Consider the following 15,597-nt stretch of genomic DNA (forward strand, 5'->3'; position numbering starts at 1 on the left):
CGTCAGGCGGGCACCTGCTGCCGCCGGGTGTCCCCGGTGGAAGCAGCGGCTGCGGAGATGGCGTTCCGCGACTGGCGGTCCAGGGTGAAGAAGGTCATCTGCCGGCGCAGCTGGTCGGCCTGATCCTCCAGCGAGCGGGCGGCGGCGGTGCTTTCCTCCACCAGGGCGGCGTTCTTCTGCGTCATCTCGTCCATCTGGGCGATGGCGATGTTGACCTCGTCCAGGCCGGAAGCCTGTTCGGCCGTGGCCCGCGCGATCTCCGACACCAGATCGGCGACGCGGCCGATGCCCGACACGATCTCCGTCAAGGCGCTGCCGGCGGACCGGACCAGCCCGACGCCCTCGCGCACCTGCCCGCCGCTGTCGAGGATCAGCGACTTGATCTCCTTCGACGCCTGGGCGGAGCGCTGGGCGAGCTGCCGCACCTCCTGGGCCACCACGGCGAAGCCGCGCCCGGCATCACCGGCACGGGCCGCCTCGACCGCCGCGTTCAACGCCAGCAGGTTGGTCTGGAAGGCGATCTCGTCGATCACCCCGATGATGTCGGCGATCTTCTGCGACGACTGCTCGATCCGGCGCATCGCCTCCACGGCACTGGTCGCCACCTCGCCGCCGCGGGATGCGGCGGTGCGCGCCTCGGTGGCATAGCCGTTGACCTGCTGTGCGTTGTCGGCGTTGGAGCGCACGGTGGCGGCGAGCTGTTCCATGCTGGCCGCGGTCTCCTCCAGCGAAGAGGCCTGCTGCTCGGTCCGTTCCGACAGGTCCAAGCTGCCTTCGGCCACTTCGCGGCTGGCGACGGCGATGGAGCCGGCGGCATGGTCGATGCGCCGGACGATCTCCGACAGATGCGACACGGTGCCGTTGAAGTCGTCCTTCAGCCTCTGGAACACGCCCTCATACTGCTTGTCGATCCGGCGGCTGAGGTCGCCCTGCGACAGCGCCTCCAGCACCGATGCCAGTTCCTCCGTGACGGCGGCGACATTCTCCGACAGGCGGTTGATGCCTTCGCTGACCAGGCGGAAGAAGCCGGTCTTGCCGTCCAGCGCGATGCGGTGGCTGAAGTCGCCGCGGACGGCGTTCTCGACCATCGCGCCGATCTCCGCCTCGATCGCCAGCTCCTCCGTCAGGTCGCGCCATTCGATGACGGTGCCCAGCTTCTCGCCCTGGCGGCTGACCACCGGATTGGCGATGACCTGGAAGGTCCGGCCGCCGGTCCTGGCCCAGCCGCGGTGGGTCTGCTTCAGGTCGGCCAGCAGGCGGCGCTGGTGCGAGGGATCGCGGTGGAAGACGTCGAAGTTGCGGCCGACCAGCCTGTTCGCTTCGAAGCCCGGCAGCGAGGCGCGCAGGTCGGCCTCGGCATTGCGGAACATGTCCATGATCGAGTCGTTAGCATAGAGGATGCGGCCGTCGGTGTCCGCCATCATGATGTTGGCCGACACCCGTTCCAGCGCGATGCGCGAGCGCAGGGCCTCCACCGCCTCGTCCTTGAAGGCCGCGACGGCGCGGGCCATGTCGCCCAGCTCGTCCTGCTGACCGGTGTGGGGGACGCTGACCGCCAGCTTGCCGTCGGTCAGTTCGGCCATCACCCGGCGGATGCCGGTGACCGGTGTGACGATGGAGGCGGCGATCCGGTTGGCGGCGACGACGCCGATCACCAGCGACAGCAGCCCCAGCCCCAGCGTCAGGCGGATGGTAAAGGCCGCCACGGTCCCTGCCTCCTCCTCCGTCGCCCTGGCATCGGCGGCGATCCGGCCGACGATGCCGTCGATGGCGTCGTTGACCGCCGCGGCGGCGGCGGCGAGCTGGTCGGCGCGGCGCTTCGCCTCGTCATTGGCGGCGATGACGTCGCGGAAGGCGGCGCGATAGTCGGCTGCGCGGGCATCGACGTCGCGCAGGGCCATCGACAGGCCGCTGTTGGTACGGCCCCCGGCACCAAGGATGGCGGACAGCCGGGCGACGGCGTCGGCCATCGCCTTGCCTTCGGTTTCCACCTGTGCAGCCGCGGCGGCGTCGCGCAGGCCGATGGCGCGGTTGGCGCTGAAGCGGGTCATCAGCCAGCGCTTCTCCACCTCCTGCGCGGCGAAGGCAGCATCCTTGTCGCCGGAGGCGTCGGCCCTGTCGCCGAAGGCGTCGGCCATCGACACCACCTCTTCCAGCCGGTTCGTCACCAGGGCACCGAGCGGGTCCATCCGTTCGCGCAGGCTGCGGTCGGCCTGCTCCCGCATGGCGCGGACCGCCTCGAACCGCTCATGGTAGGTGGTGTGCAGGCCGGCCAGTTCGGCGAAGACGGCGGCCTGGGGCGAGGCCGCCAGCGTCGCCTGCCTCTGCGTCATCGCCGATTCGAACTCTCCGCGCAGCACGCGCAGCCGGTCCAGTGCCTCGGGCGTGCCCAGATTGATGTATTCGCGGGTCTGCAGCCGTTCGGCGGCCAGACGGCTTTCCAGATCCTTGGCGAACACGGCGAGGTCGCCGGAGGCGATGACCCCATCGATGCGGCGGTTCAGCCCGTCCAGCCCCAGGATGCCCACGCCGGACTGGGCGGCGATCAGAACCAGCAGAAGGCCGAAGACCAGCCACAGCCGTTTGGCGATGCGCATGTTGCTGAGGAAGCTGCCGGTTTTGGCGATCGTACCGTCAGTGGCCATCGGTGACGTTCCCTCTTTTTATTGCTTCTCGGTGCAGAGGCGCCGAAGGTTCCCTGACTCTTTCCGGTCAGGTGACTTCGAGCGCCGGCGCGCGCGGGGCGGCGTCCTGGTCGACATGCTCCCCGGCGAACAGCTTCTCGACGTTCAGCAGGGTCACCATCCGGTCGTCGGCGGTGTAGAGGCCGCTGAGATATTCGGCGTCGATCAGGCCGCTGTCGACGTCGGGCGGCGGCTTGATCGCGTCATGGCCGATGGCCAGGATGTCGGAGATGGCGTCGACCAGGATGCCGCGCGTGCGCTCGCCCACCTGCATCACCACCACGACATGGCGCTTCGTCACCTGGGTGGGGCCGCCGCCGAAGCGGGCGCGCAGGTCGAAGATCGGGATGATGATGCCGCGCAGGTTGATCACGCCGCGGACATAGTCCGGCAGGTTCGGCAGGCGGCTTTCCGGCGTCCAGCCGCGGATTTCACGCACGGCCAGGATGTTGACGCCATATTCCTCGCTGCCGACCGTGAAGGTGACGTACTGCTCCTCCGTCCCGTTGGCGATGCCGCCGGCGGTCTGGAGGTCGGTGCGGGAATTGACGGTGGCGATTGCGGTGGAACTGCTCATCGCTGGGCCTCAAACCGTTTGGCGTTGACGCTGGTCGGACCTGTCCGCCGGGGCGGGCAGGGATGGGGAAGGCGGGGTGGCGCCGCCGGCGGCGTTTCCATTGCCGGCGCCGTGGCGGCTCATTTCGCGCAGGCCCGCGACGTCCAGGATCAGGGCGACCCGGCCGTCGCCCAGGATGGTCGCGGCGGCCACGCCGTCCAGCCGGCGGAAGTTGGCCTCCAGGCTCTTGATGACGACCTGCTGCTGCCCCAGCACCTCGTCGACCACCAGGCCGAGGCGGGAGCCGTCCTCCGTCTCCACCAGCACGACCAGCCCCTTGGTGGCGTCGTCGATGGCCTGGGGGATGCCGAACAGCCGGTGCAGGTGGACGAGCCGCACATACTCGCCGCGCGCCATCATCACGTCGCACTTGTTGACCAGCCCATGCAGGTCGGCGGGCTTGGGCCGCAGGCTTTCCACGATGTTGGTCAGCGGCAGGACGAAGCGCTCCTCCCCCACCGAGATCACCATGCCGTCCAGCACCGCCAGCGTCAGCGGGAGCGATAGGACGAAGCGCGAGCCCTCGCCCGGCGTCGAATAGACGCCGATGCGACCGCCCAGGCTGGAGATGTTCCGCCGCACCACGTCCATGCCGACGCCGCGGCCGGACAGGTTCGACACCTGATCGGCGGTGGAGAAGCCGGGCAGGAAGATCAGGTGGTCGATCTCCTCGTCGGACATGGTGGCTCCGGGCTGGACCAGCCCCTTCTCGATGGCCTTGGACAGCACCTTGGCGCGGTTGATGCCGCGGCCGTCGTCCGTCACCTCGATCACGATGCGGCCGGACCGGTGGGCGGCGGACAGATGCACGGTGCCGGCGCGCGGCTTGCCGATGCGCTCCCGCTCCTCCGGCCCCTCCAGCCCATGGTCGATGGAGTTGCGGATCATGTGGGTCAGCGGATCGACGAGGTTCTCCACCACCGTCTTGTCGACCTCCGTCGTCTCGCCCGACGTGACCAGCATGACTTCCTTGCCGGTGGCGGCGGCGCATTCGCGCACCAGCCGCGGCATGCGGGAGAAGACGCTGGAGACCGGCTGGGCGCGGATCGACATCACGCTCTCGCGCAGCTCGCGGGTGTGCTGGGCAAGGCTCTCCAGCCCCTCCAGCAGTTCCTGGAACTGGCCGGGCGGCAGGTCGCGCAGATGCTCCGCGATCATCGCCTGGGTGATGACCATCTCGCCGACCATGTTCACCAGCCGGTCGATCTTGTCGAGGTCGACACGGATGGTGTGGGTGGTGGGCCCCGAATGGTCGCCGCTCGTGCCTCCGCCGTTGCCGCGCTTGGCGCCGTCGCCGGCCTTCGCGGCGCCGGGGGAGCCGGAGGTGGCGGCCGGGGTGGCCGCTGCCGGCGGCGAGGCGGGTGCCGCCGGTTCCGGCAGGTTGGCGGCCGGCGCGGTGGCGGCCGACAGAGGATCGGCCGCCTGGATGATGGCGGGGGGCGGCGCCTCGGCGCTGATGCGGATGTCGCAGTCGTCGGCGACGAACTCGAACACGTCGTCGATCTGGGCGCGGTCGACCTGCGGATCGGCCAGCAGCGTCACCGTCCAGGACAGGTGCAGCAGCTCGGCGTCGAGGTCGCGCAGGGAGGGCAGCTTGTCCAGGTGGCAGACCACCTCCGCGTCGCCGAGACGGCGCAGGGCGCGCAGCATGTAGGTCGGCTCGTTGCCGGACAGCAGCAGTTCGGCCTTCGGGCGGAAGAGGATGGTCCAGCGGACCTTTCCCTCCGGTACCGGGCCTTCCGAGACGGGGCCTGCAAAGGCGGAGGCGGGCTGGTCGTCGCGCGCGGCCTGGATGGCGGCCAGCGCGTCGCCGAAGATGCCGGCCTCGTCATCCTCGTCGTCGGGATAGAGCTTGGCCGCGGGCGCCGGGGGCAGCTCCTCCTCCGGTGCCTCGGCCTTGCCCAGGAAACGGCGGAGCGCCGCGACCGTATCGTCGGTGGTGCCGGCCGGCGGATCGGTTCCGTCGGCGGCATGGGCCAGCAGGCGGGCCAGCACGTCGTTGGCGCGGATCAGCGTGTCCACCAGTTCGGTGGAGACCGGGATCTCGGCGTTGCGCACGCCGTCCATCACCGTTTCGAACTCGTGCGCGAAGGCGACGAGGTCGTTGAAGCCGAAGGCGCCGCCGCCGCCCTTGATCGAATGGACGGCGCGGAAGATCGCGTTCACCTCGTCCATGTCGATCTCGCCGGGGGCGAGGCGCAGCAGCCCGGCCTCGGCGACGGCCAGCAATTCGGCGCTTTCGTCGAAGTAGGTCTGCTTGAAGCGGCTGAGATCGTCCACGGCTGTGCCTCCTTACCGTCCGCTGCGGTTCAGCCGCAGACCTTCTGCACCACCGACACCAGCTTGTCGGGGTTGAAGGGCTTCACGATCCAGCCGGTCGCTCCGGCGGCCCGGCCCTCCGCCTTCTTGCTCTCGTCCGCTTCGGTGGTCAGCATCAGGATCGGCAGGGTGCGGTGGGCGGGAATGGCGCGCAGCCTGCGGATCAGAGTCAGCCCGTCCATTACCGGCATGTTCAGGTCGGTGATGACCAGATCGACCTTGGTGGTGGCGATGGCGCTCATCGCCTGCTGGCCGTCGGCGGCCTCCACCACGTCGTAGCCGGCGCCCCGCAGGGTGAAGGACACCATGTCGCGCATGGTCCGCGAATCATCCACCGTCATCACTTTCTTCTTCACGCTCGGCTCCATTGCTTCAGCCAGGCGGCGAGACCCAAATCCTCGCACGCTTCGGACAGGACCTCGGACGGGGCGGCGAGGACGAAGGCGGCCCCGCGTTCGGCCGCATCGCGGGCGGCGACGACCAGGGCCTGGATGCAGGCGGCGCTGATCCGCTCCACCGCGTCCGCCTGCACGATGACGTCCGCCGACGCCTTGAAGGCGGCGCGCAGGCTGTCGAGCAGAGGTTGCGCCATGGGCAAATCCAGGTCGCTGGGCAGGCCCAGGCGAATCCGCCCGCCATCCTCCTCCGTCCACTTGATCAGCGACACGCCACCCCTCCGTCCACAGCAGACGCACTCTTGCGCATTGCGGTTGCAGCAGCGACGTTGCCAGAAGGCGTCTCAAGGATTCGTTAAGCGGAAGTGGTGGATGGGCCGGGCGTCGTTGAGAAGTTGGGGATAACCGCAGTCAAAATTGGGACATGCCGCCGGGATCGGTGCAGGGGTATGCGGGTCAGCTCTTTGCCCTTGCGATCAGCGGACGGAATTCCGCCAGGACCGATTCGTAGACCGGGCGCTTGAAGGCGACGATCAGGCCCGGCAGTTCCTCCGCGTCGATCCATTTCCAGGCATCGAATTCCGGATGGTCGGTGTCGAGCCGGATGTCGGACTCGTCGCCGGTGAAGCGGGCCAGCATCCACATCTGCTCCTGCCCGCGCCAGCGCCCCTTCCAGACCTTGCCCAGCAGATCGTCGGGCAGGTCGTAGCGGTGAGGGGCGGCGGTCATGGCGATGAACTCCGCCTTCGCGGTGCCGATCTCCTCCTCCAACTCGCGGAAGGCGGCGGTGCGGACGTCCTCGCCGTCGTCGACGCCGCCCTGGGGCATCTGCCAGTCGGCGTCCGACCCGCAACGCTTGGCGACGAACACCTCGCCGCGGTCGTTCAGCAGCATGATCCCGACGCAGGGGCGGTAGGGCAGGGTGTTGCGGTCGATGGGGGCGGTCATGCCGGGGAACTCCGTTGGAATCAGGCTTTCGTGACGAAGAAATAGACGGTCATCGCGGCACCCACCAGGATCACGACCTTGCGCAGAAAAGGCGGCGGGATGCGGCGGGCGACCGAGGCGCCGGCATAGCCGCCGGCCATGGCGGCCACCAGCATGATCAGCGCCTCCGTCCAATAGACGGCGCCCCCGGCGACGAAGGCCGCCACCGCGACGGCGTTCAGGCAGCCGGACACCAGCGACTTCAACCCGTTCATCGCATGCAGGTCGGTCAGGCCGAAGACGCCCAGCGTCGCCAGGATCAGGATGCCGATGCCGCCGCCGAAATAGCCGCCATAGACGGCGATCAGGAACTGCACGGCCAGCACCGTGCCGTGGCCGATGGTGCAGTTGCGGCGGATCCAGGCCGACGCCTTGGGCCCGACGGCGAACAGCAACGTGGCGAACAGCAGCAGCCAGGGGACGATGGTCTCGAAGGTCCGCTGCGGCGTCCACAGCAGCAAAAGCGCGCCCAGCAGCCCGCCGACCAGACTGATGCCGAGGAAGGAAGGCAGGTGGATGTCGCGGATGCGGCCCAGTTCCCGCCGGTAGCCGTAGGCGCTGGCCAGCGCGCCGGGCGACACGGCGACGGTGCTCGTCGCGTTGGCGTTCAGCGGCGGCACGCCGGCCAGGATCAGCGCCGGGAAGGTCAGGAAGCTGCCGCCTCCGGCCACGGCGTTCAGCACGCCCGCGAAAAAGGCGGAGACGATCAGCAGCAGCGTCAGCATGTCACCTTACCCGAAAACCTTGCCCCAGCGGGGCCGGCGCGTTGCGTTTTGCACACGCCCGCCCATACCGCAACGCCGAAGTCCCACAACCGCGCGGCTTTCGCAACCCCGAACAATTCGTTAAGGTCGTCATCCCTTCAACGGATAGAGTGTCCGGAGACCTCCATGTCCGCCCTGCTCGATACCACCGACGCCCTGCACGACCAGATGCTGACCCTCGGCCGGGCTGCCCGCGCCGCCGCGGCCGCGCTGGCGACCGTGCCAGGACCGTCGAAGGACAGGGCGTTGAGGGCGGCGGCGGCGGCCATCCGCGCCCGTGCCGCCGAGATCAAGGCCGCCAACGCCGAAGACATGGCGAACGCCCGCGACCTGTCCGGCCCCATGCGCGAACGGCTGATGCTGGACGACACGCGCATCGAGGCAATGGCCAAGGGGCTGGAGGACATCGCCGACTTCCCCGATCCCATCGGCGGCGTGCTGGCGGAATGGACCCGGCCCAACGGCCTGCGCATCCAGCGCGTCCGCGTGCCGCTGGGCGTCGTCGGCATCATCTATGAAAGCCGGCCCAACGTGACGGCGGATGCCGGCGGCATCTGCCTGAAGTCGGGCAACGCCGCCATCCTGCGCGGCGGGTCGGAGAGCATCCGCTCGTCCCGCGCCATCGCCGACTGCCTGGTCCAGGGCCTGCGCGAGGCCGGACTGCCGGAGGCGGCGATCCAGCTGGTCCCCACCACCGACCGCGCCGCCGTGGGCCACATGCTGACGATGCGCGACCACATCGACGTCATCATCCCGCGCGGCGGCAAGTCGCTGATCCAGCGCATCGCCGACGAAAGCCGGGTGCCGGTCATCAAGCATCTGGACGGCAACTGCCACGTCTATGTCGATGCCGCCGCCGATCTGGAGAAGGCGCGCAAGGTGGTGCTGAACGCCAAGATGCGCCGCACCTCCATCTGCGGCGCCGCCGAGACGCTGCTGGTCGACCGCGCCATCGCCGACACCGCGCTGCCGGTGCTGGTGAAGGATCTGCTGGATTCCGGCTGCGCCGTGCGCGGCGACGCGGCGGCCCAGGCCGTCGACCCGCGCGTGACCCCGGTGACGCCGGAGGATTGGGACACCGAGTATCTCGACGCCATCATCGCCTGCGGCGTGGTGGACGGGGTGGATGCAGCGATCGACCACATCAACGCCCACAGCTCCCACCACACCGAATCGATCCTGACCGAGGATCCGGCGGCGGCGGAGCGGTTCCTGTCACGGGTGGACAGCGGCATCGTGCTGTGGAACGCCTCCACCCAGTTCGCCGATGGCGGCGAGTTCGGCATGGGTGCGGAGATCGGCATCTCCACCGACAAGTTCCACGCCCGCGGCCCGGTGGGTGCGGAGCAGCTGACCAGCTACAAGTATGTCGTGCGCGGCGATGGCCAGACGCGGCCGTAAGGAAAAAGCCCTCTTCCGCCCCGGGAGAGGGAGGGGACCCGCCGCAGGCGGGGAGGGTGAGGGGCGATCCGCACATGGAGCCCCCGATCCTTGCATCACCCCTCACCCTTCCCATGCTTTGCATGGGCCCCTTCCCTCTCCCAGGGCGGGAGAGGGAATACACGCCCCCCACCTCTATTCCGGTCCGCTCTATGCCGGGCTCACGGTCGGCATTCTCGGCGGGTCGTTCAACCCGGCCCATGCCGGGCACCGGCACATCAGCCTGTTCGCGCTGAAGGCGCTGGGTCTCGACCGGGTCTGGTGGATGGTCAGTCCGCAGAACCCGCTGAAGTCCACCGCCGGCATGGCCTCCCTGGCCGAACGGCTGGCGGAGGCGCGGGCGGTGGCCGCCCATCCGCGGATCGAGGTGACGGCGATCGAGACGGCGCTCGGCACCCGCTTCACCGCCGATACACTGGCCGAGCTTCAGCGCCGCTTCCCGAAAACGCGGTTCGTTTGGTTGATGGGAGCGGACAATCTGCGACAAATTTCGCGCTGGAAGCTTTGGACACGAATCTTCGACTCGGTGGCCGTTGCGGTTTTCGCCCGCCCCACCTATTCTCTTAGTGCGCTGAGCGGCAAGGCCGCCCAGCGTTTCACCCGTCGACGGGTGTCCGTGTCGGGGGTAAAAGGGCTGGCGCGCCGCAGGCGGCCGGCCTGGGCGTTCTTACGCAACCCCCTGCATCCGGCCTCGGCGACGGCGATCCGGCAGGCACGGGCCGCCGGGTCGTGAAACCGTTGCAAGAGGTTGGAGCCATCACCACGCACACCGAAACGGCCGCGACCGCTCCGCGGCCAGCCGCCGTTCCCCAGATCCTGGAACCGCAGGACCTGAAGGCGCTCATTCAGGCGTCGCTGGACGCCGACCAGGCGGATGACGTGACCGTCATCGATCTCGCCGGGAAAACCACCTTCGCCGATTACATGATCGTGGCGTCGGGCCGCAACACGCGGCATATCGCCGCCATGGCGATGAAGCTGGCCGAAAAGCTGAAGCAGGCCGGCGTCCGCGGCGTCGAGATGGAAGGCATGACCCAGTGCGACTGGGTGCTGGTCGATGCCGGCGACGTGATCGTTCACCTGTTCAAGCCGGAAGTCCGGACCTTCTACAACATCGAGAAGATGTGGGGTCTGGACCTGCCGACGCCGTCGGGCACGGCACGGCTGAGCGCCTGACGGGCAGGAGGCGGAGGGCCGCATCATGCGTTTGTGGCTCGCCGCCGTCGGGCGGTCGCGGGGCGGACCGACCCGCGACCTGTTCGACGAGTATGTCGGCCGGCTCAGCTGGCCCTTTACCCTGAAGGAGGTCGAGGTGAAGAAACGCCTCTCCTCCGACGAATTGAAACGGCAGGAGGCCGAGCTGCTGCTCGCCGCCGTGCCGGCCGGCGCCATCGTCGTGGCGCTGGACGAACGCGGCAAGGCGCTGCCCAGCGAGAGCTTCGCCGCCAAGATCGGCGACTGGCGCGACCGCGGCGCCGGCGACCTCGCCTTTCTGATTGGCGGTGCCGATGGCCATGGCGACGCGGTGCGCGCGCGGGCCGACTTCCTGCTCGCCTTCGGGCCGATGACCTGGCCCCACATGCTGGTGCGCGGCATGCTTGCGGAGCAACTCTATCGCGCCCAACAAATTCTTGCCGGTCACCCCTATCACAGATCCTGATACCGAGCGTCGCATCCGGCGCGCGGAAAAGCGCCGGAGCGGAAGAACACGAAACTCCGAGACCACAACCTTTCGAGAAAGGTAAGCGCGATGACCGAGACCAACCGACCCCGCCCTGTCGTCCTGTGCATTCTGGACGGCTGGGGCTATCGCGAGGAGCGGTCCGACAACGCGATTGCGCTGGGCGACACCCCGAACTGGGACCGCCTGTGGTCGGCCGAGCCGAAGGCCTTTCTGAACGCCAGCGAGGAAGAGGTCGGCCTGCCGAAGGGGCAGATGGGCAACTCCGAGGTCGGGCACATGAATCTCGGCGCCGGCCGGGTCGTCATGCAGGATCTCGTGATGATCGACCACGCCATCGTCGAGGGCGATCTCGAGCGCAATCAGGCGCTGAACGATCTCGTGAAGACGATGCACAAGACCGGCGGACGCGTCCACCTGATGGGCCTGCTGTCGCCGGGCGGTGTCCACTCCCACCAGGACCACATCGCGGCGCTGGCCGGCGTGCTGTCGCGCGAGGGCGTGCCGGTGGCCGTCCACGCCTTCACCGATGGCCGCGACGTGCCGCCGCAGAGCGCCAAGGATCAGGTGGCCGAGTTCATGGCCGACGTCTTCGAGCTGCCGGGCGTCGAGGTGGCGACCGTCATCGGCCGCTATTACGCGATGGATCGCGACAAGCGCTGGGACCGCGTCGCCAAGGCCTATGCCGCGATGACCAAGGCGGAGGGCGAGCGCGCCGCCGACCCGATCCAGGCGATCGAGCAGAGCTATGCCGCCGACAAGCATGACGAGTTCATCCTGCCGACGGTGATCGGTGACTATGCCGGCATGAAGGACGGCGACGCCATCCTGATGGCGAATTTCCGCGCCGACCGCGCCCGCGAGATCCTGGCCGCCTATGTCGAGAAGGATTTCGACGGCTTCCCGGTGGCCAACTCCCCGGCGGGCGGCGCGCCGAAGCTGGCCGCCGTTGTCGGCATGGTCGAATATTCGTCGTCGCTGGCGAAGCTGATGACCACCATCTTTCCGCCGAAATCCCTGACCAAGGTGCTTGGCGAGGTGGTTTCCGAGGCCGGAATGAAGCAGCTGCGCATCGCCGAGACGGAGAAGTACCCCCACGTCACCTTCTTCTTCAACGGTGGCGAGGAGCGGGTGTATGAGGGCGAGGATCGCATCCTAGTGCCGTCGCCGAAGGTCGCCACCTACGACCTGCAGCCGGAGATGTCCGCCGCCGAAGTGACCGGCAAGCTGGTCGGCGCCATCGATTCCGGCAAGTACGACCTGATCGTCGTCAATTTCGCCAATCCCGACATGGTCGGCCACAGCGGTATGCTCGACGCCGCCATCAAGGCGGTGCAGGCGGTCGACGGCAGCCTGGGTCAGGTGGAGGCCGCGGTGCGCCGCGCCGGCGGCACTATGCTGGTCACTGCCGACCACGGCAATTGCGAGCTGATGAAGGACCCGGAGACCGGCGGCCCGCACACTGCTCACACGCTGGACAAGGTTCCGCTGATCCTCATCAACGGCCCGGCCGGTGCGCGGATCGAAAGCGGCCGTCTGGCCGACATCGCCCCGACGCTGCTCGACCTGCTGGGCCTGCCCAAGCCGGCCGAGATGACCGGCCGCAACCTGCTGGTCCGCACCGCCGCCCGCGCGGCGGCGGAGTAACGGATGGCGCCGCGTGGCTCTTTCATGCCGTATTCCCCCTCTCCCCCCCGAGGAGAGGGTCGGGGTGAGGGGGACGCGTGGCGTGGAGATGCAAGAGGATTGGGGCGTAGCTTGGATTTTCAATCTACGTCTCGCATTGCATCCCCTTCACCCAGCCCTCTCCCCGCTTTCAGCGGACCGGAGGTCCGCCTGTCGCGTCAGCGCAAACAAAGTTTGCGCGTGAGCGGGGGGGAGAGGGTATCCGGGGCGGGGGAGGGGTTTGTTACAGGCTTCGTGGTCGTCGTCGGCCTGATCCTCGCCCAGCCGGCGAATGCCCAGAACGATGCCCCCAAGGATACGCTGAAGCGCGTCGAGCAGCAGCTTCAGACCGGCAAGCAGCGTCAGCAGCAGCTGGAACGCCAGTCCCAAGCCCTGCAGACGGAACTGGACGACCTGCGCGGCCGGCTGATCGCGCTGGCCGACCAGGCGCGCGGGCAGGAGCAGGCGCTCGACCAGTTGGAAGAGACGCTCACCGCCCTTGAGGGGGAGGAGCGCGAGCGGTCCGCCGGGCTCGACAACGAACGTCAGCAGATCGCCACCCTGCTGGCCGCCCTCCAGCGGTTGGCCCGCATCCCGCCGGAAGCGGCGCTGGCCCGGCCGGAAAGTCCGGTCGACACCCTGCGCTCCGCCCTGCTGCTGCGCGACGCCGTGCCGGCGCTTAAGGCGCGGGCCGATGCGCTGGCGCAGGCGCTGACCGCCCTGGCCGACACCCGCGGCAAGCTGGTCGATCAGCGGTCCAAGGCGCTGGCGGCGCGGGTGGCGCTTGCCGAGAAGCAGGGCGAGATGAACCGCCTGATCGCGCGGCGCGAGGAGCTGTCGCGCCAGACCGAGGAGGAGCGCGTCCAGGTCGGCCAGCGCATGGCGGAGCTGTCGGGTCAGGCCACCGACCTGCGCCAGCTGATGGAGCGGATCGAGGCCGAGCGCCGCGCCGCCGCCGAGGCCGCTGCCCGCCGCGAGGCCGAACGGCGCGAGGCGGAGCGCAAGGAGGCCGCCAAGCGCGAGGCGGAAAAGCGCGAGGCCGAGCGGCGCCTTGCCGCCCAGAAGGAGGCGGAGCGCAAGGAGGCCGAACGCAAGCTGGCCGAACTGCGCGCCGCCGAGCAGAAGATCGCCGAACAAAAGGCTGCCGAGGAAAAGCGCGCGAAGGATGAAGCCGCCAGGGAAGCGGCGCGCGAGCGCGAATTGGCCGCAAAGGCGCCGGATGGGCCGCCGGCGGTCGCCGGCATGGTGCTGCCCGCCGCCGGCAAGCTGACCACCCGCTTCGGCGAGGCCGACCGCTACGGTGCCACCAGCCGTGGCGTGACGGTCCAGACCCGCGCCGGGGCCGCCGTGGTGGCGCCGCGCGGCGGCACGATCGTGTTCGCCGGCCCCTTCAAGGGCTATGGCCTCATCTTGATCGTGGAACACGGCAACGGATATCATAGTCTGATTGCGGGTTTGGGCCGGATCGACACGGCTGTCGGGCGTAAGGTGGCCGGCGGGGAACCGCTGGCGGTCATGCCGCCGGACGGCAATCCGGATCTCTATTTCGAGCTGCGACGAAACGGCCAGCCGATCAACCCGCAACGCGGGTTCGGCGCCCCGGAGGGGAAAGGACAAGGGTAGATGAGGATGATCAAGCGCGCCGCCACGGCGGCTGCTCTGGTGTTTCTGGGCGCCGGCGTCGCCACCGTCACCGCTCAGTCCAGCAATTCGTCGGACACCTACCGGCAGCTGAACCTGTTCGGCGACGTCTTCGAGCGCGTCCGCGCCGAATATGTCGAGCAGGTCACCGACGAACAGCTGATCGAATCGGCGATCAATGGGATGCTGACCTCGCTCGACCCGCATTCGAGCTATCTGAACAAGAAAAGTTTCCAGGATATGCAGGTTCAGACCCGCGGCGAGTTCGGCGGGCTGGGCATCGAGGTGACGATGGAGAACGGCCTGGTGAAGGTCGTGTCGCCCATCGACGACACCCCGGCCTTCCGCGCCGGCCTGCAGCCGGGCGACCTGATCGTCCAGCTGAACGGCGAGGCGGTGATGGGCCTCAGCCTGAACGAGGCGGTGGAGAAGATGCGCGGACCTATCGGCAGCGAGCTGAAGGTCACCGTCCGCCGCGGCGAGGCGGGCGAGCCCTTCACCGTGTCGTTGACCCGCGCCGTCATCAAGGTGCAGTCGGTCCGCTTCCGCACCGAAGGCGACATCGGCTACATCCGCGTCACCAGCTTCAACGAGCAGACGCAGAGCGGGCTGGAGAAGGCGATCTCCTCCATCCAGCAGCAGTTGGGCGACAAGCTGAAGGGCTTCGTGCTCGACATGCGCAATAACCCCGGCGGCCTGCTTGATCAGGCGGTGTCGGTGTCCGACACCTTCCTGGACAAGGGTGAGATCGTGTCGACCCGCGGCCGGCGCGCGGAGGAGGGCACCCGCTTCAACGCCAAGCCGGGCGACCTGATCAAGAACCTGCCGATGGTGGTGCTGATCAACGGCGGTTCGGCCTCGGCCTCGGAAATCGTCGCCGGCGCACTGCAGGACCACAAGCGCGCGATCATCATGGGCACCCAGAGCTTCGGCAAGGGATCGGTGCAGACCATCATCCCGCTGCCCGGCCATGGCGCCATGCGGCTGACCACGGCGCGCTACTACACGCCGGCCGGCCGGTCGATCCAGCAGCTGGGCATCACCCCGGACATCGAGGTGCATGTCGCCAAGGTGGAGGATCTGGACAAGAACATCGTCCGCCGCCGCGAAGCCGATCTGAAGGGTGCGCTGGTCAACCCCGACGCCAACAAGGCGCCGCGTCCGGCCACCACCAACCCGGCCGCGCCCGGAACTCCCGCCGCTCCGAATCCGGCGGGTCCGGGCGCCGGTGCGCCTCCGGCTGCTCCCGGGGCTGCTCCCGGTGCCGCTCCTGCGCCGGGGGCCGCGCCGACCGACGGCGCCGCGGCGGAGGGGGCCGAGCCGCCCTTCGACTTCCAGCTCGCCCGCGCGCTGGATCTGCTGCGCGGCGTCGCCCTGTTCCAGCAGCGCGCCGCGGCGCGCTGAC

At 68.9% G+C, this 15,597-nt stretch carries 14 protein-coding genes; 7 read left to right on the forward strand and 7 right to left on the reverse strand.

Annotation, left to right across the window (positions count from 1 at the left end; translation table 11 throughout):
- Window positions 1-2: 2 nt before the first annotated feature.
- From J2Y49_RS03110 to J2Y49_RS03140, 7 genes are all read right to left on the reverse strand, one after another.
- Window positions 3-2,645 (reverse strand): methyl-accepting chemotaxis protein, encoded by a 2,643-nt coding sequence (locus J2Y49_RS03110; RefSeq protein WP_310112198.1) that lies wholly within the window; start codon window positions 2,643-2,645, stop codon window positions 3-5.
- Window positions 2,646-2,712: 67 nt separating this feature from the next.
- Entirely contained in the window at window positions 2,713-3,261 is a 549-nt protein-coding gene (locus J2Y49_RS03115) for a chemotaxis protein CheW (RefSeq protein WP_310112201.1), read from the reverse strand.
- 9 nt (window positions 3,262-3,270) lie between these two features.
- Window positions 3,271-5,580: a chemotaxis protein CheA gene (locus J2Y49_RS03120; RefSeq protein ID WP_310112202.1), complete on the reverse strand. Its 2,310-nt coding sequence runs from the start codon at window positions 5,578-5,580 to the stop codon at window positions 3,271-3,273.
- 29 nt (window positions 5,581-5,609) lie between these two features.
- A complete protein-coding gene (locus tag J2Y49_RS03125) occupies window positions 5,610-5,987 on the reverse strand; it encodes a response regulator (protein WP_149222260.1) in 378 nt (125 codons plus the stop codon).
- A complete protein-coding gene (locus J2Y49_RS03130; RefSeq protein WP_310112205.1) occupies window positions 5,972-6,286 on the reverse strand; it encodes an STAS domain-containing protein in 315 nt (104 codons plus the stop codon). The genes J2Y49_RS03125 and J2Y49_RS03130 overlap by 16 nt, the downstream gene beginning before the upstream one ends.
- 184 nt (window positions 6,287-6,470) lie before the next feature.
- Complete coding sequence (locus tag J2Y49_RS03135) at window positions 6,471-6,962, reverse strand: RNA pyrophosphohydrolase (protein WP_310112207.1); 492 nt, start codon at window positions 6,960-6,962, stop codon at window positions 6,471-6,473.
- 20 nt (window positions 6,963-6,982) lie between these two features.
- Window positions 6,983-7,726 carry a sulfite exporter TauE/SafE family protein gene (locus tag J2Y49_RS03140; protein ID WP_310112209.1) on the reverse strand — a complete coding sequence of 248 codons (744 nt, stop codon included), beginning with the start codon at window positions 7,724-7,726 and terminating at the stop codon, window positions 6,983-6,985.
- Window positions 7,727-7,891: 165 nt separating this feature from the next.
- Here J2Y49_RS03140 and J2Y49_RS03145 point away from each other — a divergent pair, with 165 nt between their 5' ends.
- From J2Y49_RS03145 to J2Y49_RS03175, 7 genes are all read left to right on the forward strand, one after another.
- The gene (locus tag J2Y49_RS03145; protein WP_310112211.1) at window positions 7,892-9,166 is read left to right on the forward strand and encodes a glutamate-5-semialdehyde dehydrogenase; all 1,275 of its coding nucleotides are present in this window, start codon (window positions 7,892-7,894) and stop codon (window positions 9,164-9,166) included.
- A 118-nt stretch (window positions 9,167-9,284) separates the two neighbouring features.
- A complete protein-coding gene (locus tag J2Y49_RS03150; protein ID WP_310112214.1) occupies window positions 9,285-9,938 on the forward strand; it encodes a nicotinate-nucleotide adenylyltransferase in 654 nt (217 codons plus the stop codon).
- Entirely contained in the window at window positions 9,935-10,381 is a 447-nt protein-coding gene (rsfS, locus tag J2Y49_RS03155; RefSeq protein ID WP_111066995.1) for a ribosome silencing factor, read from the forward strand. The genes J2Y49_RS03150 and rsfS overlap by 4 nt, the downstream gene beginning before the upstream one ends.
- Window positions 10,382-10,406: 25 nt before the next feature.
- Window positions 10,407-10,865, forward strand: a complete 459-nt coding sequence (gene rlmH, locus J2Y49_RS03160; RefSeq protein ID WP_149222254.1) for a 23S rRNA (pseudouridine(1915)-N(3))-methyltransferase RlmH — start codon at window positions 10,407-10,409, stop codon at window positions 10,863-10,865.
- Window positions 10,866-10,955: 90 nt separating this feature from the next.
- Window positions 10,956-12,533: a 2,3-bisphosphoglycerate-independent phosphoglycerate mutase gene (gene gpmI, locus J2Y49_RS03165; protein WP_310112221.1), complete on the forward strand. Its 1,578-nt coding sequence runs from the start codon at window positions 10,956-10,958 to the stop codon at window positions 12,531-12,533.
- 273 nt (window positions 12,534-12,806) lie between these two features.
- Window positions 12,807-14,174 (forward strand): peptidoglycan DD-metalloendopeptidase family protein, encoded by a 1,368-nt coding sequence (locus tag J2Y49_RS03170; protein WP_310112224.1) that lies wholly within the window; start codon window positions 12,807-12,809, stop codon window positions 14,172-14,174.
- Window positions 14,175-15,596 carry a S41 family peptidase gene (locus J2Y49_RS03175; protein WP_310112227.1) on the forward strand — a complete coding sequence of 474 codons (1,422 nt, stop codon included), beginning with the start codon at window positions 14,175-14,177 and terminating at the stop codon, window positions 15,594-15,596.
- Window position 15,597 lies beyond the last annotated feature (1 nt).

This window comes from Azospirillum sp. BE72, from assembly GCF_031455875.1.
GTDB lineage: Bacteria > Pseudomonadota > Alphaproteobacteria > Azospirillales > Azospirillaceae > Azospirillum.